Source organism: Novosphingobium sp. LASN5T (genome assembly GCF_003856955.1).
GTDB lineage: Bacteria > Pseudomonadota > Alphaproteobacteria > Sphingomonadales > Sphingomonadaceae > Novosphingobium.
The window spans coordinates 21,976-39,611 of record NZ_RQSI01000027.1; the positions used below are offsets into that span (position 1 = coordinate 21,976).

Annotated in this window: 21 protein-coding genes; 9 read left to right on the forward strand and 12 right to left on the reverse strand. The window is 65.4% G+C overall.

Features of this window, described 5'->3' with window-relative positions:
* The first annotated feature begins 276 nt into the window (after window positions 1-276).
* The 4 genes from rpe to EH199_RS16510 all read left to right on the forward strand — a co-directional run bounded on the left by rpe (window position 277) and on the right by EH199_RS16510 (window position 5,547).
* The gene (gene rpe, locus EH199_RS16495; protein WP_124810358.1) at window positions 277-939 is read left to right on the forward strand and encodes a ribulose-phosphate 3-epimerase; all 663 of its coding nucleotides are present in this window, start codon (window positions 277-279) and stop codon (window positions 937-939) included.
* Window positions 940-1,144: 205 nt separating this feature from the next.
* Window positions 1,145-3,004: a heparinase II/III family protein gene (locus EH199_RS16500; RefSeq protein ID WP_124810393.1), complete on the forward strand. Its 1,860-nt coding sequence runs from the start codon at window positions 1,145-1,147 to the stop codon at window positions 3,002-3,004.
* A gap of 9 nt (window positions 3,005-3,013) precedes the next feature.
* Window positions 3,014-4,603, forward strand: a complete 1,590-nt coding sequence (gene purH / locus EH199_RS16505; protein WP_124810359.1) for a bifunctional phosphoribosylaminoimidazolecarboxamide formyltransferase/IMP cyclohydrolase — start codon at window positions 3,014-3,016, stop codon at window positions 4,601-4,603.
* Between the two features lie 98 nt (window positions 4,604-4,701).
* Window positions 4,702-5,547 carry an acyl-CoA thioesterase domain-containing protein gene (locus tag EH199_RS16510; protein ID WP_190287307.1) on the forward strand — a complete coding sequence of 282 codons (846 nt, stop codon included), beginning with the start codon at window positions 4,702-4,704 and terminating at the stop codon, window positions 5,545-5,547.
* Window positions 5,548-5,628: 81 nt separating this feature from the next.
* On the opposite strand, the gene EH199_RS16515 is transcribed toward EH199_RS16510, so the two are convergent.
* The 10 genes from EH199_RS16515 to EH199_RS16560 all read right to left on the reverse strand — a co-directional run bounded on the left by EH199_RS16515 (window position 5,629) and on the right by EH199_RS16560 (window position 12,223).
* On the reverse strand, window positions 5,629-6,285 hold the full coding sequence (locus EH199_RS16515) for a cell wall hydrolase (RefSeq protein ID WP_124810361.1): 657 nt from the start codon (window positions 6,283-6,285) through the stop codon (window positions 5,629-5,631).
* Between the two features lie 208 nt (window positions 6,286-6,493).
* Window positions 6,494-6,820, reverse strand: coding sequence for a DUF1491 family protein (locus tag EH199_RS16520; protein WP_124810362.1), 327 nt, complete (start codon window positions 6,818-6,820; stop codon window positions 6,494-6,496).
* Between the two features lie 20 nt (window positions 6,821-6,840).
* Window positions 6,841-7,338 (reverse strand): PaaI family thioesterase, encoded by a 498-nt coding sequence (locus EH199_RS16525; RefSeq protein WP_124810363.1) that lies wholly within the window; start codon window positions 7,336-7,338, stop codon window positions 6,841-6,843.
* A complete protein-coding gene (locus EH199_RS16530; protein WP_124810364.1) occupies window positions 7,328-7,789 on the reverse strand; it encodes a PTS sugar transporter subunit IIA in 462 nt (153 codons plus the stop codon). The genes EH199_RS16525 and EH199_RS16530 overlap by 11 nt, the downstream gene beginning before the upstream one ends.
* Window positions 7,790-7,921: 132 nt before the next feature.
* Entirely contained in the window at window positions 7,922-8,491 is a 570-nt protein-coding gene (hpf, locus tag EH199_RS16535; RefSeq protein ID WP_124810365.1) for a ribosome hibernation-promoting factor, HPF/YfiA family, read from the reverse strand.
* Window positions 8,492-8,531: 40 nt separating this feature from the next.
* On the reverse strand, window positions 8,532-9,218 hold the full coding sequence (gene dnaQ / locus EH199_RS16540; RefSeq protein ID WP_124810366.1) for a DNA polymerase III subunit epsilon: 687 nt from the start codon (window positions 9,216-9,218) through the stop codon (window positions 8,532-8,534).
* 40 nt (window positions 9,219-9,258) lie between these two features.
* The gene (gene coaE / locus EH199_RS16545; protein WP_124810367.1) at window positions 9,259-9,873 is read right to left on the reverse strand and encodes a dephospho-CoA kinase; all 615 of its coding nucleotides are present in this window, start codon (window positions 9,871-9,873) and stop codon (window positions 9,259-9,261) included.
* Window positions 9,870-10,724, reverse strand: a complete 855-nt coding sequence (locus tag EH199_RS16550) for a shikimate dehydrogenase (RefSeq protein ID WP_124810394.1) — start codon at window positions 10,722-10,724, stop codon at window positions 9,870-9,872. The genes coaE and EH199_RS16550 overlap by 4 nt, the downstream gene beginning before the upstream one ends.
* 20 nt (window positions 10,725-10,744) lie before the next feature.
* Window positions 10,745-11,329, reverse strand: a complete 585-nt coding sequence (locus EH199_RS16555; RefSeq protein WP_124810368.1) for a nucleoside triphosphate pyrophosphatase — start codon at window positions 11,327-11,329, stop codon at window positions 10,745-10,747.
* 48 nt (window positions 11,330-11,377) lie between these two features.
* Complete coding sequence (locus EH199_RS16560) at window positions 11,378-12,223, reverse strand: pyruvate, water dikinase regulatory protein (protein WP_124810369.1); 846 nt, start codon at window positions 12,221-12,223, stop codon at window positions 11,378-11,380.
* Between the two features lie 341 nt (window positions 12,224-12,564).
* On the opposite strand from EH199_RS16560, the gene hemE reads away from it, so the two are divergent.
* From hemE to rho, 4 genes are all read left to right on the forward strand, one after another.
* Entirely contained in the window at window positions 12,565-13,602 is a 1,038-nt protein-coding gene (hemE, locus tag EH199_RS16565; protein ID WP_124810370.1) for a uroporphyrinogen decarboxylase, read from the forward strand.
* A gap of 34 nt (window positions 13,603-13,636) precedes the next feature.
* Window positions 13,637-13,963, forward strand: coding sequence for a YnfA family protein (locus tag EH199_RS16570; protein WP_124810371.1), 327 nt, complete (start codon window positions 13,637-13,639; stop codon window positions 13,961-13,963).
* Window positions 13,964-14,095: 132 nt separating this feature from the next.
* On the forward strand, window positions 14,096-14,539 hold the full coding sequence (locus EH199_RS16575) for a CopD family protein (protein ID WP_124810372.1): 444 nt from the start codon (window positions 14,096-14,098) through the stop codon (window positions 14,537-14,539).
* 163 nt (window positions 14,540-14,702) lie between these two features.
* On the forward strand, window positions 14,703-15,959 hold the full coding sequence (gene rho / locus EH199_RS16580; RefSeq protein ID WP_124810373.1) for a transcription termination factor Rho: 1,257 nt from the start codon (window positions 14,703-14,705) through the stop codon (window positions 15,957-15,959).
* Window positions 15,960-16,025: 66 nt separating this feature from the next.
* Here the strand turns inward: rho and EH199_RS16585 are convergent, their stop codons facing one another.
* Both EH199_RS16585 and EH199_RS16590 read right to left on the reverse strand, forming a co-directional pair.
* Window positions 16,026-16,409 carry a nuclear transport factor 2 family protein gene (locus EH199_RS16585; protein WP_124810374.1) on the reverse strand — a complete coding sequence of 128 codons (384 nt, stop codon included), beginning with the start codon at window positions 16,407-16,409 and terminating at the stop codon, window positions 16,026-16,028.
* 88 nt (window positions 16,410-16,497) lie between these two features.
* Entirely contained in the window at window positions 16,498-17,196 is a 699-nt protein-coding gene (locus EH199_RS16590; RefSeq protein WP_124810375.1) for a dienelactone hydrolase family protein, read from the reverse strand.
* Window positions 17,197-17,324: 128 nt separating this feature from the next.
* Between EH199_RS16590 and EH199_RS16595 the strand changes: the two genes are divergently transcribed.
* A complete protein-coding gene (locus EH199_RS16595; RefSeq protein ID WP_124810376.1) occupies window positions 17,325-17,603 on the forward strand; it encodes a DUF6489 family protein in 279 nt (92 codons plus the stop codon).
* Window positions 17,604-17,636 lie beyond the last annotated feature (33 nt).

The following is a 17,636-nucleotide window of genomic DNA, read 5'->3' on the forward strand; positions in this document are numbered from 1 at the left end:
CTGTAATGCGGGTTTCGCGCCCCCGCCATATCCAATTCGGGCCGTGAACGCGCGCTTAATCCGGGCGGGAGCCGGCAAAGTGTGCGACCATGCCTAATCCGTGTGGAAAACGGCGGATTCACGCTTGTTCGGGCGATTCGCCACCGGTAAGCCCGAATGCGGCGCGAGGAAATCGCCCGGTCCCGCCGGACCAGGCTTTTCCGACCCGCCATCCACAGTTCACGGTATCCCGAAACAGGTTCGCAAGACCGCAGGCAGCGAAGATCGTTCCCGTCCATGGCTGTTCCGCTGATTTCGCCCTCGATCCTTTCCGCGGACTTCGCCCGTCTGGGCGAGGAAGTTCGCGCTATCGATGCCGCCGGCGCGGACTGGATTCATGTCGATGTGATGGACGGCCATTTCGTGCCCAATATCACCATCGGCCCCGGCGTGGTGAAGGCGCTGCGCCCGCACACGGCGAAACCGTTCGACGTTCACCTGATGATCTCGCCCGTCGATGGCTACCTGCAGGCCTTTGCCGACGCCGGCGCCGACATCATCACCGTCCATCCCGAAGCCGGCCCGCACGTCCACCGCACGGTTCAGGCGATCCGGGCGCTGGGCAAGAAGGCCGGCATCTCGCTGAACCCCGCCACGCCGGCCAAGATGCTCGATTACCTGATCGACGAGATCGATCTGGTGCTGATCATGAGCGTCAACCCCGGGTTTGGCGGGCAAAGTTTCATTTCCAGCCAGCTTCGCAAGATCGAGGCGGTCCGCAAGATGATCGATAAGACCGGCCGGCCGATTCACCTCGAAGTGGATGGCGGGGTCGATCTCGAAACCGCCAGGCTGTGCACCGGTGCCGGCGCGGACGTGCTGGTGGCCGGAACCGCCAGCTTCCGGGGCGGGCCAAGCCATTATGCGGCCAATATCGCCGCGCTGAAAGGGGCGGGCTGACGCCGTGAACGAAAACGGCCTTTCCTTCGCCCGCGCCTTTGGCGCCGCCGGAAACAATGAGGCCGGTTCGCGCGTTGGACGGGGTGAGGCTGTGCCGGCAACGGAAGGCAACGGACGGATCAAGCGTGGTTCCTTCCATCCCGGTGCTCGCCACGGCGAAGGCCCGGCCATTCCGCTGGGTCCGGGAGAGGAACCGCTGCTGTCCATGCCCGGAACAACACCGGCCGAACCCACGCCAGCCGCTACCCCCTCTCCGGGGCCATCCATCGGAACGCCTTTGACGGAAGCGCCAGGGCCGGAGCGCGCGACATTGGCCGAAGCCGAGCTCGAACTGACGCCCACGCCCGAAACGATCGAGCCCGGCCGCGCGCTGGCGCTCGCCGATTTCTCCCCTCCCGCAGTGGGCGCGGGCGATCGCTTCGTGCGCTTCGCCTATCGCATGGGGCTGCCGGCGGGCGCGCTCAACCCGTTCCGCAAGCGGGCGCGGCCTCGCCTGACGGCAACGGTCGCCAATCCACTGCCCGGTGACACGGCCGCCGGCACCGCGTTGCGCGCCGGCCATTTCCTGCTCCACGGGATGAAAGCGCCGATCGCGGATGTCGAGTTCAGCGGCCCGCGCCTGTCGCCCCCGTTCGAGCGGCTGATCCATGGCTTTGGCTGGCTGTCTGACCTTGAAGCCTGCGCGCCGCGCCAGCAATGCACCCAGGTTGCCGAACGGGTGCTGCAGATCTGGATGGCGGCCAACCCCAAGCCCAACGCCACCCCGGCGTGGGACGTGGGCAACGTCGGCCACCGCCTGCTGTCCTGGCTGATCCACGCGCCGCTGCTGCTGTCCGGCCCGGACAAGAAGGCGCGTGGGCGCATGTTGCTGGTGATCGAGGAAACCGCGCGCTGGCTGGACCGCAACGTCGGCAAGGCGGGCGACAAGCTGGCCGAAACCGCCGGCTGGACCGCGATCACCGCCGCCGGGCTGCTGCTGGCCGATGGCCATCCCCGCCGGCTGTTCGGCGAAGCCGGCCTGATGCGCGCGGTGGGCGATCTGATCGGCGACGATGGCGGCGTGCTTTCCCGCAGCCCGCTCGGCCAGATCGAGGTGATCGAGCTGCTGGTGCGGCTGAAGGCCTGCTACGCCGCCGTCCGCAGTGATGCGCCGCCGCAGATCGATACCATCCTCAACCTGCTGGTTCCGCCGCTGCTGTCGCTGCTGCATGGCGATGGCGGGCTGGGGAGCTGGCAGGGGGCCGGCGCCGTCCCGGCCGCGCGGATCGAGGCGCTGGTCAAGGCCAGCGGCGTCCGTACCCGGCCGCTGCGCGATGCCCGCCAGTGGGGCTATCAGCGGGTGAATGCCGGCAAGACCGTGCTTCAGGTCGATGCGGCGCCCCCGCCCGTGGCCCGCCACACCCGCGATGGCTGCGCCTCCACGCTGGCGTTCGAACTGAGCCATGGCGCGGAACGGATCATCGTCAACTGCGGCGGCGCAGCCTTTGCCGGCGGCCTCATCCCGCTGCGGCTGGCGCAGGGGCTGCGCGCCACGGCGGCGCATTCCACGCTGACGATCGACGATTTCAACTCTACCGCCGTACTCATCAACGGCAAGCTCGGCTCGGGCGTGTCCGAGGTCGAGATCGACCGACGCACCTTGCGCGGCGACAAGGGTGGCGGCGCAACCCGGATCGAGGCGAGCCACAATGGCTATGTCACGCGCTATGGCCTGTCGCACCAGCGCATCCTGATCCTGCGCGACGACGGCACCGAACTGCGCGGTGAAGACCTGCTGGTGCCCGCGGGCCGCAAGGGCAAGCGTGGCACCATCGGTGTCGCCTTGCGCTTCCATCTCGGGCCGAATATCGAGCTGGCCGCCGGCGAGGACGGTCTGGGGGTGACTCTGGCCCTGCCCGACGGCAGCCTTTGGCAGTTCCGCTCCGGCCGCGATCCCGTGTCGGTCGAGGAAAGCCTGTGGGCAGACGGGCAGGGGCGCCCCATCGGCACGCGCCAGCTTGTCATCCAGGCCAAGATTCCCCGCAGCGGAGAGACATTCTCCTGGCTGCTCAAGAAGATGAGATAGGAAATTCCTGTGAGTGAGGTGACGATCAAGCGGGCGCTGCTTTCGGTGTCCGACAAATCCGGTTTGGCGGATCTGGGCAAGGCGCTGGCGGCACGCGGCGTGGAACTGGTCTCCACCGGCGGCACCGCCAAGGCGCTGCGCGACGCCGGGCTGACCGTGCGCGACGTGTCGGACCTGACCGGCTTTCCCGAAATGATGGATGGGCGCGTCAAGACGCTGCACCCGATGGTCCACGGCGGCCTGCTGGCGGTGCGCGACAACCCCGAACACGCCGCCGCGATGGAAGCGCACGCCATCGGCGCGATCGACCTTGTCGTGGTCAATCTCTATCCATTCGAAGCGACCGTGGCCAAGGGCGCCGACCGCGACGAAGTGATCGAGAACATCGACATCGGCGGCCCTTCGATGGTCCGTTCGGCGGCGAAGAATCACGCCTTCGTCACCATCGTGACCGATCCGGCCGATTACGCCACGCTGCTGGGCGAACTGGAACAGTCCGGCGGGGCCACCACGCTGGCGTTCCGCCGGGCGATGGCGGCTAAGGCCTTCGCCGCGACCGCCGCCTATGACGCCGCGATCTCGAGCTGGTTCGCCTTCGCCGACCAGGGGCAGCGCTTTCCCGACACGCTCAATCTTTCGAGCAAGCTGGTCACGACGCTGCGCTATGGCGAGAACCCGCACCAGAACGCGGCGCTCTACGTGCCGAACCGGCCCGCCACCACCGGCCTGCCCCAGGCGCAGCAGGTGCAGGGCAAGGAACTGTCCTACAACAATTACAACGATGCCAACGCCGCGCTGGAACTGGTGGCCGAATTCGCGGCGGACAAGCCAACCGTGGTGATCGTCAAGCACGCCAACCCCTGCGGCGTCGCCACCGCCGACACGCTGCTGGAAGCCTGGCACCAGGCGCTCGCCTGCGATTCCGTATCGGCGTTCGGCGGCATCGTCGCGGTCAACCAGCCGCTCGATGGCCCTACCGCTAACGCGATCTGCGAGATCTTCACCGAAGTGGTCGTGGCCCCCGGGGCTGACGAGGCCGCGAAGGAGGCCTTCGCGCGCAAGAAGAACCTGCGCCTGCTGCTGGTGAACGACCTTCCCGCCGCGCATCGCCCCGGCCTGACGCTGGTGCCGATCGCCGGCGGCCTGCTGGTGCAGGATCGCGACAACGGCGAGCTGGGCGACGACGCGCTGAAGGTGGTGACCAAGCGCCAGCCGACCGAACAGGAACTGAAGGACTGCCTGTTCGCGTGGACCGTGGCGAAGCACGTCAAGTCGAACGCGATCGTCTATGCCAGCAAGGGCGTGACCGCCGGTATCGGCGCGGGCCAGATGAACCGGCGCGATTCCTCGCGCATTGCCGCCGCCAAGGCCCGGGAAGCCGCCGAAACGCACGGCTGGGACGAGCCGCGCACGGTCGGCTCCGCGGTCGCGTCCGACGCGTTCTTCCCCTTTGCCGATGGCTTGCTGGCGGCGGTAGAAGCCGGCGCCACGGCGGTGATCCAGCCGGGCGGATCGATCCGCGACGAGGACGTGATCAAGGCGGCCGACGAAGCCGGCCTCGCCATGATCTTCACCGGAATGCGCCACTTCCGCCACTGATCCCTCCCAGCCAGGCGCGCGAAGGGAGGGGGCGTCTTCCCTTCGCCATTTAATCGTGCAATTAAACCCCTTCAATGGAGGGGGAGAGCACGAAAGCCGTGCCGGATAGCGTTTTCGAAACCGATGGCGATCTGTTCGTGCCGACCAGGCTCGGTCGGGGATACTGGCAACCGGGCACGCTGAGCGGCGCCGCGATGGCATCGCTGCTGGGCTTCGTCATCGAACGCGACGTCATGGAGCCGGGGCTGATCCCCGTGCGCTTCGGCGTCGACATGCTGCGCATGGCCCCGGCGCGGCCGCTCGGCGTGGACTTGCGCGTGCTGCACGACGGCGGCCGGCTGAAGCTGGTGGAAGCCAGCCTTTCCGCCGAAGGCAAGCTTTGCGCCCGCGCCACCTGCCAGCTCGCCCGGCTATCGCGGCAGCCGGACAATCCCGTCTGGCAAAGCCCGCCGTGGCCCGCGCCACCGCCGGAAGGGTTGGAGCCGCTGCGCCGTTTCGGCAACTGGGAGGTGCGCCCCGTCCCCGCGGCCACGCACCCCCGCTTCCGGCGCGAAAGCAACGGGATCGACCAGGAGCGCGGTACCCCGGAGCAGGGCAATCCCACCGTGCTCGGCACGATGGGGCCGCCGCCCGCACGCCAGGCGTGGTTGCGGGCCGGAGTCGAGATCGTCGCCGGCCATCCGCTCACCCCGTTCGGCCATGTCGCGCTGACGGCGGACTTCGCCAGCCCGCTGGCGCATAGCAGCGAACACGGCATCGATTTCGTCAATACCGACTTCACCGTGCATCTGCACCGCCTGCCGGTGGGCGAATGGCTGGGCTATGAACTGACCGGGCACCTCTCGCACCAAGGAATCGCCGTGGGCCAGTGCGCGCTGCACGATCCGGCAGGCCCGCTGGGCACGATTTCCGTCAGCGCCATGAGCCTTTCGCGGAAAAGCTGAACCCGATGCGGAAAGGGCCGCCCGTGGCATCCCACGGGCGGCCCTTTCGCTATTCCGCGCGGCCCGGAAGCCGCTGGCGCGTCAGCGGTAGAAGATATGATTGTCCACGCGGGCGAGGCGAACCTTGCCCCAGCGCGGCGAAACGCGCGCGGCATGGAAATACATCGCGCCTTCGGCCGGGCTCTTCCACGCGCCCTTGTCGGCGATCTGCGCGATCTTGACGGCTTCCGCCCAGTCGCGGCTGCCCTTGTTGATCGGCGGCATGGCGTGTCCGCGCACGAACGAGAACTGCGAGGGCTGGTAGACCACACCACAATAGCTCGCCGGGAACCGGCCCGACTTCGAACGCTGAACCACCACACGACCCACGGCAAGCTGACCGTCCAACGTTTCGCTCTTGGCTTCGAAATAGATCGCGCCGGCAAGGCAGTTCAGCTCGCTCGACAGCTCGGTGGGGACGGCGGTTTCATCGACCAGCTCGGCCAGCGATTCCGCGGCGTCCGATTCCGGGGCATCAGCGATGCTCGACGCGGAATGCGCGGCGGCCTGTTGCGCAGCAGTCTGCTGGACAGACGCGGCGGACCGGCTAGGGAAAATCACGGGAGAGGCGCCTTGGGCCTCGATCACAGGAACCTGGGGGTCCTGCACGGCCGCGCGGGAACCGGCGGCGGTAAAGATCGTTGTTGCCAGTGTCAGGCAGATGCTGATCGCGCTGGCAAACTTTAACTGCTTACTCATCCATCATCGTCATTCGGCGGTGAGCACCCGGGCATGGCGGAAGCAAGCCCCATCCGAGACTTTCATCTCGCGGGCCTGATCCGGAGAGCCATGACGGTTGCCCCCCGTCTGCGTGCTAGCGCGTCCTGCCTCCCGCAGAACCACGCCGCCTTCGCATTGCGGTAGGGTGCCTTTATTTGGCGAAGCGGCAGAGTCAACCCCGCACAGGTCATCCCCGGATCAGGCGTTCCCCGTCTGCGACAGTCAGTTCGATAATCCACACGTCCGGGTCCTGGCGCTGGCGGCGGGCCAGGTAATCCTCAAATTCCTGTTTATTATCAGTATCTTGAACCTTTGACTTAGCCCAATCCCGCGTGCCGTCGCGCTGCGGCATCCGCTCATAGAGCGCTCCAAGTCCCTGATTATCCACCATAACAATCAGGATGGTGCCGGAGTCCGGCTCGCCCTTGTGCAGCACCATCGCGAAGCCGCCCTGCGCCTGCGCGCGGCGGATCAGTCCGCTGACTTCGAGATGGGCGGGAAGGCGCGTTGCCATGAGCCCGGCGGCCGATCTGCTCAGGCGGCCGTGCCGCGCAAGCCGGCGTTGTAGCCTTCCAGGCTGCCCAGCGCGATGCGCGAGCGCTGGAACGTGCCGGTGCCCCGGCCCACTTCCTCGCCTTCCTCGTCCACCAGCCGCGATTCCGCCACCAGCACGCGGCGCCGGCCGGAAACCCAGCGCCCTTCGGCGATGACCCGGCCGCCGTGGATGGGCCGGCTGAAGAACAGGTTGAACGAGGTCGTCAGCAGGAAGCGATCCGTCACCAGCGTATTCGCGGCATAGAACGCGGCATCATCCAGCATCTTGAAATAGATCGTGCCATGCGCCGCGCCCGCTGCGTGAAAGCAGCTCGGGTCGACATCGAAAACGATACGCGAGCGCCCTTCGCCCATGATTTCCAGGCGCGACGAGAACAGGTGGTTGACCGGCGCCGAAGTATAGAGACCTTCCAGCGCGCGCCAGTGCAGCCGGGCGCCTTCGCTGGCCGCGCCGGCCGCGCCATCTTCAGGCGGCATCGCGGTCGATGACGTTGACGAGCAGGGCGTAGATCGCGTCGGCATCGGGCGCGGCGAGCAAGCGTTCGTGCATCCGCTCGTCCCGCATCAGCCGCGAGATCGCCGCCAGCGCCTGCAAATGCGTGGCCCCGGCCTGTTCGGGCGAAAGCAGGCCGAACACGCAATCCACCGGCATGCCGTCGGCCGCTTCGAATTCGACCGGATTTTCCAGGCGGAAGAACGTGGCCACGGGTCGCGGCAAATTGTCCAGCCGGGCATGCGGAATGGCAACGCCACGGCCGAAGCCGGTGCTGCCCAGCCGTTCGCGCTCTTCCACCCGTTCGAGCACGGAGGCACGATCCAGCGCATAGACCGTGGCGAAGCAATCGGCGAGTTCGCTCAGAATCTGCTGCTTGGTTTCGGCGCGGACAATACGGACCGCCAAGGGATCAATGGTAAAAAGAGCCGTCATGGACTGGAAATGCCGTCAGCATGCCTCAGGGGCACGATCAATCGGGCGGGCCATGCGCCGGAAAGCCCCGGCATGCAAGTGCCGAATCATGGCTTCCCGCCTAAAATGGCGGGAAGCCATGACCGATAGCCTCTACTTGGCGGGTTCGACCCAGCCGATCGACCCATCGCCACGGCGATAGACCATGTTGTGAACGCCGGTGCCCGCGTTCTTGAACAGCAGCGCGTTGGTATTGCGCAGATCGAGCATCATCACCGCGTCGGAAACGGTTGCGGTGGGCACGTCAACGCGCGTTTCGGCAATCACCAGCGGCGCATCGGCGACTTCTGGCTCTTCCTCGGTCTCTTCGACCACGAACACGGTGTAGGCCGCTTCTTCCGCGCGACGGGCGTGGTCGGCCTGGTCCTGCCGGGCGTTGATCCGCCGCTTGTAGCGGCGCAGCTGCTTGTCGATCTTTTCGGCCGACTGATCGACCGCCGCGTGGGCATCCTGGGCGATCGCGCTGCCCTTCAGGATCAGTCCCTGCGTCACATGCGTCACGATATCGCATCGGAAACCACCGTGCGGCCCCTTGCCAAGCGTGACTTGCGAGGAAAGCGCGCGGGAAAAGTACTTGCCGACGACGCCCGTCAGCCGCTCCTCGGCATGAGCCTGGAGCGCGGCGCCGGTCTCGACCTGATGGCCCGAAACGCGAATATCCATAAAAACCTTCTCCTCGCTTGAGGCGATCCCGCGCCGGCCGCTAGCGCGACCAGAGGGGATCGCTAAAACCCGCCATGAATTCGGCATGGCGGGCCAGTTCCGCCTCGCTCGCGGCATGGGGCCGGGGCGTGCGGAAGACGCGGGTTACAGCGGCGATGGCCAGTTCTTCCGTCTGCACGGAAGCGGCCGCCTCTGCGGCCAGTTCCAGGCCGATCTGCCGCCCACCCATGAGTTCGACGTAGAGCTGCGCCAGCAGTTCCGCGTCCAGCAAGGCGCCGTGCTTGGTGCGATGGCTCCGGTCGATGCCATAGCGCGTGCACAGCGCATCCAGTGAAAGCTTGGCGCCGGGATGCTTGCGCCGGGCGATGGCGACCGTATCGACCATGCGATCGCGGTCCACCGCTTCCAGCCCGCAGGCCGCCAGTTCGTGATTGAGGAAGCCGAAATCGAAACCGGCGTTGTGCGCCACCAGAGGACTGTCGCCCAGGAAGGCGATCAGTTCCTCCGCCCGTTCCCCGAACTTGGGCTTGTCGGACAGGAACGCCTCGGACAGGCCGTGGACGGCTTCCGCCTCGGCCGGCATGCCGCGCTCGGGATTGAAATAGGCATGAAACACGGCCCCGGTAGGCACCCGGTTGACCATTTCGATGCAGCCGATCTCCACCAGCCGATCACCGCTCCGGGGATCGAGACCGGTCGTTTCCGTGTCGAAGACGATCTCACGCATCACTAGGTATATTGACCCGTCGCCGGGCACTGGCAAGGCTTCAACGCGGGTTTTTTTGCCACGCGCCGCTACGGATGCGCTCGATCAGCGCGGCAACCTGCGCGCGCGTTTCCTCCAGCGTCACGCCGGTATCGACGATGAAATCAGCGCGGGCGCGCTTTTCCGCATCCGGTACTTGCAGGTCGAGAATATGGGCGAACTTGTCTGGCGTCATGCCCGGTCGCGCCAGCACGCGCGCGCGTTGCGCCGCGGCGGGAGCCGACACGACCATCACCGCGTCGAGCCCGGCACCATGCTCCTTTTCGAACAGCAGCGGAATGTCGAACACCACGATCGGCTGCCCGGCATGTTCGATCAGGAACGCTTCGCGCATCCGGCCCACGGCGGGGTGGACGATCGCTTCCAGCCGGGCGAGCGCCCCGGGATTGCCGAACACACGCGCGCCCAGTTCCTGCCGCAACACCCCCTCGGGACCGGTGGTCCCGGGGAAGGCCGCCTCGATCGCCGGGACGAGCGCACCGCCCGGCCCTTGCAGCGCATGAACCGCCGCGTCCGCATCGAACACCGGCACGCCCAGTTCGCGCAACATCAGCGCCACGGCGGACTTGCCCATCCCGATCGAGCCGGTCAGGCCGAGAATGAAAGGCCGGCTCATCCTGCAATCTCCTGGCGCAACAGAGCATCGCCATCACGCGGCGGCCGCGTGCCGAAAAAATGGGCGAAGGCATGGTCCGCCTGCCCGATCAGCATCGACAGGCCGTCCACCGTGCGGAACCCGGCGGCCTTTGCTGCCTTGAGGAAGTCCGTTTCGAGCGGTGACGTAACGATATCGTAGAACACGCTGCCCGGCGGCGCGTGGCTCATGTCGAAAAGCAGGGGTGGTTGGCCGCTCATCCCCAGCGAAGAGGCGTTGACCACCAGATCGAGGCACCCGGCACGGTCGTCGAAGGCAAAATCCGTTACAGATTCGAAGTGCGCGATATCGACCGCGTGGTGGTCGCCGCCGGGGTCCAGTTCATCGAGTAACGCCCGCGCTTTTGCCGGATTTCTGCCGGCCAGCACGATTACCATGTGTTCGTCCGCCAATGCCGTAACGATCGCGCGCGCCGCTCCGCCGGTGCCCAGCACGCGCGCCATCCGGAAAAGGTGCGTTTTGTCGAGTAACGGGCGTAACGGTTCGAGGAATCCGGGTGCATCGGTGTTACGGCCAACCAGAATCCCGTTACGTTCACGCACGATCGTGTTGACCGCGCCGATCCTTTCGGCCCCGGAATCGAGCCGATCGAGTAACGGAATCACCGTTTGCTTGTGCGGCATCGTAACGTTACAGCCACACCAGGCCTCGTCGTTACGGCGATCGGCCAAATAGGCCGCCAAATCGCCCTCCGTTACGTGACAGGCGTTATACACAGCGTCGATTTTCAGCTGCTTCAGCCAGAAATTGTGAATAACGGGCGACTTCGATTGCGTTATGGGATCGCCAATTACCTCTGCATAGGGTCTGATCGCCACGTTACGGCCCTTTCTCAGGCTTCCAGCTCTCCCTGCGCGCGCAACGCAGCCAGAACGGCCAATAGCGGCATTCCCAGCACGGTGAAGTGGCTTCCTTCGATCCGTTCGAACAGCTGCACGCCCAGCGCCTCGATCCGGAACACGCCGACACAGCCCGAAACGGCGGGCCATTCCCTGTTGAGATAGCTGTCGATAAAGCTGTCCGAAAGCTGTCGAACGTCAAGCCGGGCGGTCTCGCAGTGACGCCACACCGTCATCCCGTCGCGCACCAGCACGGCGGCGCTGTGCAGGTTCATCCGCTGGCCGGAAAAGAACCGCAGGTGTTCGGCCGCCTGCTCGCGGCTCACCGGCTTGTCGAACTGCCGACCACCCACTTCGACCAGCGAATCGCCGCCGAGCACGAGCTTGCCGGGTACGCCGACGGAAACGGGCAGGGCCTTGGCTTCGGCCAGGATCGTCGCGACATCGCCGCCCGGCACCCCGATCAGCTCGCGCTTGATCGCGCCTTCGTCGACATCGGACGATCGCGCCTCGTAAGCGATACCGGCGGCATCGAGCATGGCCTTGCGCGAGGCGCTTTGCGAGGCGAGGACTATCATGGCAGGCTTCTCCCGTGCGGATCGGCGGGATCCGCGTGCAATTCCCGGTCAGATCGGCTTGGATCCGGGCGTTTCCGAACCGCCGGCGGCCTGGCGTTCGTTGTAGAGGTTGATCACCGCCGCCGCCGTCTCCTCGATCGAGCGGCGCGAAACGTCAATCACCGGCCAGCCGTTGTCCGCGAACATCCGCCGGGCGTACTGGACTTCACGCGCGACCTGATCGCTGTTCACATAGGCCGTTTCGGGCGACTGGTTGAGCGAAAGCAGCCGGTTGCGCCGCACCTGGATCAGCCGTTCGGGCGATGTCGTCAGCCCCACCACCAGCGGCCGGCGCAGATTGAACAGCGAAGAAGGGGGCGGACTTTCCACGACAATCGGAATGTTCGCCACCTTGTATCCCCGATTGGCGAGGTAAATTGACGTCGGCGTCTTGGACGAGCGCGAAACGCCGGCCAGAAGGATGTCGGCCTGTTCCCAGTTTTCCCAGCCCACCCCGTCATCATGCGCGATCGTGAACTGAATGGCATCGACCCGGGCAAAATAGGCTTCGTCCATCATATGCTGACGACCGGGCCGTGCCTTCGCTTCCTGGCCAAGCTGCTCCTCCAGCGCGTCGGTCACCGCATCGAGCGCGGCTACGCTGGGCAGACCGAGCGCGGCGCAGCGCTGCTCCAGCCGCTCGCGCGTTTCCGCGTTGACCAGCGTGAACAGGACAAGCCCCGGATTGGCGGCGATTTCCCCCATGATGCGGTCGAGATGCTGCTGCGAGCGGACCATCGGCCAGAAGTGGCGGACGATATCGGCATCGTCGAACTGCGCGAGCGCCGCCTTGGCGATCATCTCGAGCGTTTCGCCGGTGGAATCCGACAGGAGGTGCAGATGCAGCCGCGTCATCGTGGCCCGTTTCCCCGTCTTTTCCAGCGCCCCGGGATGAGGCTGTGGACAGCGCTAGGATAAACCACGGGAGGAATGCGACGACAAGTTCGGCCTGCCATTTCACCCCCGCAACTGGCCGATCCACAAGCGGTTTGCCGACAGGTGGAAAGCCTTCCCCACAGGCGGGGGACTGCGGGGATAACTTCGCCTTGACCACCGAGCGCGCAGAGTCGGGCCACGCTTTTTTGTGGAGGCCCCGGCACAAATCGGGCAGAGCGCGCTCATCCCCGCTATCCACAGCACAACAGATTCCATCATCCTTTTTAAAAGAATCTATTTTTTAGGATTGGACCGAACCGATGCCCGGCCCGCTGCTCCGCTCGCTCTCCGGTGAAAACCTTGATTCCCGCCCGGTCTGGCTGATGCGCCAGGCCGGCCGCTATCTGCCCGAATACCGGGCCTTGCGGGCTGCCAAGGGGGGATTCCTCGAGCTGGTGTACGATGCCGAGGCGGCGGCGGAAATCACGCTCCAGCCGATCCGGCGCTTCGGTTTCGATGGCGCGATCCTGTTCTCGGACATCCTGATCGTGCCCTACGCCATGGGGCAGAACCTGGAGTTTCTGGCGGGTGAGGGGCCACGCCTGTCGCCGCGCCTGATCGATGCCCAGCTTTCCGCGCTGCGGGCCGTGCCCGAACGCCTCACCCCGATCTACGATACCGTGCGCCGGGTGCGCAGCCAGCTGTCGGGCGACAAGACCCTGCTGGGCTTTGCCGGATCGCCCTGGACGATCGCCACGTATATGGTGGCGGGCGAGGGCAGCCGCGACCAGCACGACACACGCGCCTACGCCTATCGCGATCCTGTGGCCTTCCAGGCGATCATAGACGCGATTGTGGACGTGACCGTGGAATATCTCGCCGGACAGGTCGAAGCGGGCGCAGAAGGGCTCCAGCTGTTCGACAGCTGGGCTGGCAGCCTTTCCCCGGCGCAGTTCGAACGCTGGGTGATCGAACCCAATGCCCGCATCGCCGCCGCGATCCGCAAACGCTACCGGCACGTGCCGCTGATCGGCTTTCCCAAGGGCGCCGGCGAAAAGCTCGTGGCCTATGCGCAGGGCACGAAAGTGGACGCCATCGGTATCGACGAAACGAACGATCCGCTGTGGGCAGCGAAGAACCTGCCGGCAAACCTGCCGGTGCAGGGCAATCTCGATCCGCTGCTGCTGTTGGCGGGCGGGGTCGAGCTGGAACGGCAGACGTTCCGCATTCTCGAAGCGTTCGCCGACCGGCCGCACGTGTTCAACCTGGGCCACGGTATCGGCCAGTTCACGCCGATCGAACATGTCGAGCACCTGCTAACGGTGGTGCGCGGCTGGCGGCGGGGGCAATCGCGGTGATGGCGCGATAGGGCACAGTAAGGAGCATCGGGCAATGCCGGCACCGCTTGTCTTTGTGGGCGCGGCGTTGACCGAAATCACGGGATGCTTCGCGTTCTGGGCGTGGCTCAGGCTGGGCAAGCCGGCGTGGTGGCTGGTGCCCGGCTGCGCGTCGCTGGTCCTGTTCGCGTGGTTGCTGACGCTGGTGGACAGCGATGCCGCCGGGCGCGCCTATGCGGCCTATGGCGGGATCTACATCACGTCCGCCTTGCTGTGGCTGTGGATCGTCGAAGGCGTGCGGCCGGATCGCTGGGACCTGGGCGGCGCCGTGCTGTGCCTTGCCGGTGCCGCGGTGATCCTGTTCGGTCCGCACCGCGCCTGAGCGCGGGATGCCGATCCCGGCCGGATAACGGTGCGGTTTTCGAGGCTTGCATTACCGACAAGCGGCGGCAAAAGGCTTTCCCGATCAATTCTCCCGTTCCGGGATGCGTGCTGACGCGCTATCCTTGATCGCATGGTGCAGGTGTTCGCGATGATCTATCTCTGGCTCAAGGCCGGCCACATCATCTTCGTGATATTCTGGATGGCCGGGCTGTTCATGCTGCCGCGCTACTTCGTCTATCATCAGGAAGCGGCGCCTGGATCGCCCGAGAACGCGGTGTGGATCGATCGCGAGCGCAAGCTGCTGAAAATCATCCTGTGGCCGTCGCTTGTCGTCGTGTGGGTGCTTGGTCTGGCGCTGGCGATGACGACCGGCGCGTTCCAGCAGGGCTGGTTCCACGCCAAGCTGGCCCTTGTGCTGGCGCTGACGGCTTACCATTTCTGGCTGGCGGGCTACGCCCGCGCGCTGGCGGCGGGCGAACGCCGGCTTTCGGGCAGGCGCCTGCGGATGATCAACGAAGTGCCGGGCGTGACCGCCGCGCTGATCGTCATTCTGGTGATTCTCAAGCCGTTCTAAGCCTCGATGCGCTGCGGTCCTGATTGACTTGCTGCGAGGCAAGGCATATCGCGCTGTGCGTCCGGCATCGGAGGTCGCGCCACCATGGAAGCGACCGGACCCGCTTTCTCCAAGCCCCCAGGTCCGCCGGCCATTCCCAGTATTCCATCCGGAACCCAAGAATATGCATCTCAAGGAACTCAAGAAGAAAACCCCCGCCGAGCTGGTCGAAATGGCCGAAGAGCTTGGCGTCGAAGGCGCATCGACCATGCGCCGCCAGGACCTGATGTTCGCCATCCTCAAGGAGATGGCGGAAGATGGCGAGGAAATCCTCGGCATCGGCACGATCGAGGTCCTGCCCGATGGCTTCGGCTTTCTCCGTTCGCCCGAAGCGAACTACCTGGCCGGCCCCGACGACATCTACGTTTCGCCCAACCAGGTCCGCAAATGGGGCCTGCGCACCGGCGATACCGTGGAAGGCGAAGTCCGCGCACCCAAGGACGGCGAGCGCTATTTCGCGATCACCCGGCTGATCAAGGTCAACTTCGACGATCCCGAAGCAGTCCGCCACCGCGTGAACTTCGATAACCTGACGCCGCTCTATCCCAACGAGCGCCTGAAGCTCGATACGCTCGATCCCACGGTCAAGGACAAGTCGGCCCGCGTGATCGATCTCGTCAGCCCGCAGGGCAAGGGCCAGCGCGCGCTGATCGTGGCGCCGCCGCGCACCGGCAAGACCGTGCTGCTGCAGAACATGGCCAAGGCCATCACCGACAACCATCCGGAAGTCTTCCTGATCGTGCTGCTCGTCGACGAACGGCCCGAGGAAGTGACCGACATGCAGCGTTCGGTGAACGGCGAGGTCATTTCCTCGACGTTCGACGAACCCGCCAGCCGCCACGTCCAGGTGGCCGAAATGGTGATCGAGAAGGCCAAGCGCCTGGTCGAGCACAAGCGCGACGTGGTGATCCTGCTGGATTCGATCACGCGCCTTGGCCGTGCCTACAACACCGTCGTCCCCAGCTCGGGCAAGGTGCTGACCGGCGGTGTCGACGCCAACGCGCTGCAGCGGCCGAAGCGCTTCTTCGGTGCCGCGCGCAACATCGAGGAAGGCGGCTCGCTGTCGATCATCGCCACCGCGCTGATCGATACCGGCAGCCGCATGGACGAAGTGATCTTCGAGGAATTCAAGGGCACCGGCAACTCGGAAATCGTGCTCGACCGCAAGGTGGCGGACAAGCGCATCTTCCCGGCGCTGGATGTCGGCAAGTCCGGCACGCGCAAGGAAGAGCTGCTGGTGGCGAAGGATCAGCTCACCAAGATGTGGGTGCTGCGCCGCATCCTCATGCAGATGGGCACGGTCGACGCGATGGAATTCCTCCTCGACAAGATGAAGGATTCCAAGACCAACGAGGACTTCTTCGCGACGATGAACCAGTAAAACGGTTCGCAACGCGGACAGGAAACGAAGGGGGCTTCGCCATCGGGCGCAGCCCCCTTTTTCGTATCACGTGTTCTCGAGCTGCTCGGCCATCTTCTGCCACACGGCGTTGATCGCCTTGAGCGGGCGGACCATGACCTTGAAATCGATGATCCGGCCTTCAAGATCGAAGCGGATCAGGTCGATGCCGTTGACCTTGATCCCGTCGATCTCCGCGGTGAATTCAAGACAGGCTTCCGGTCCGTCCACCAGTTCGCGGACATAGGCGAAGGTGCCGTTGCCGAAGACGCCGGCCGCCGCCGTCAGGTACATCAGCACTTTCTCGCGCCCTTCCTGGGGCGTGTGGACCACAGGGGAGTGGAATACCGCGTCGGGCGCGATCAACTCTTCCAGCAGCGCCGGATCGCTGTCCAGCATGTAGCGGTGCCAGGCGGCCAGTCCCAGTTGCATTGGCGTCGTCTCCCCTTTGGTTGCCGATCCGGTTTTGCCCTTTCCGGTTGCGCTCGCATTGATGGAGCGCAACCGGTGCGAAGTGCGGTTAGGCGAGGTGTTCCGCCAAGAACGCGCGGGTGCGGCCATCGGCCAGTTGCGCACCCTCCTCGTCGCGGCGGTTGCCCATTTCGGCGGCAAAACCGTGATCGAGCCCCTCGTAGTCGTAGAGCGTCACTTTGGGATGTGGATCGAGCCCGGCGTGGATCGTTGCCTGCACTTCGGGCGAGACGAGGTGATCCGCCGTGGGGATGTGCAGCAGCAGCGGATTGGCGATGGCATGGGCTTCGCCAAGCATCTGGTCGATCATCACGCCGTAATAGCCGACCGAAGCGTCGATATCGGTGCGCGCGGCGGCCATATAAGCCATGCGGCCACCCAGGCAGAACCCGACCAGCCCCACCTTGGCCACGCCGCGCTCCTTGCGCAGCCAGCGGATCGCCGCTTCGATGTCCTGCACGCCCAGATCGGCATCGTACTGGCCGAAATAGCCGAAGGCTTCCTGCAGCTGTTCCGGAACATCGGGATCGAGTTCGACGCCGGGCGCGAAACGCCAGAAGATGTCCGGCGCCAGTGCGACATAGCCGAGCGCGGCCCAGTCATCGCACTTCTTGCGGATGCCGGCGTTGATACCGAAGATTTCCGGAATAACGACGATGGCGGCCTTCGCCCCGGTCGCGGGCGTGGCGACATAGACGGGGATCGCGTCCTGTCCGTCATAAGCTGGAATTCTCGTCATCTCACCCATGGTGGTTCGTCCTGTTCACTGGTTTGTCATGCGGATATCATGCGTTGGTCGATACCGAGCTTGGCCCCGCGAGTGGACTTTGCCAAGCTCCGGTGACACTCTGAAGCATCGTTGATCGGGAGAGTTCCATGAAAGTTCAGGTCGAGATCGACTGCACGCCGGAAGAAGCGCGCCGCTTTCTGGGGTTGCCCGATGTCTCCAAGGCGAACGACGTTTATATCGATGCCATCGCCAAGGCGATGCAGGGCGTGTCGAATCTCGATCAGCTCCAGGGCTACGCCAAGCAGATCGCGCCAATGGGCGAGATGGGGCTCAAACTGTTCCAGCAGTTCGTGGAGCAGGGCGCCGGTGCGGCGATGGCCGGGTTCAAGGCCGGGGTTTCGGGTTCCAAGAAGAAGGACGACTGATCGCGCGTGTTCCGAATGTTCCACGTGGAACAT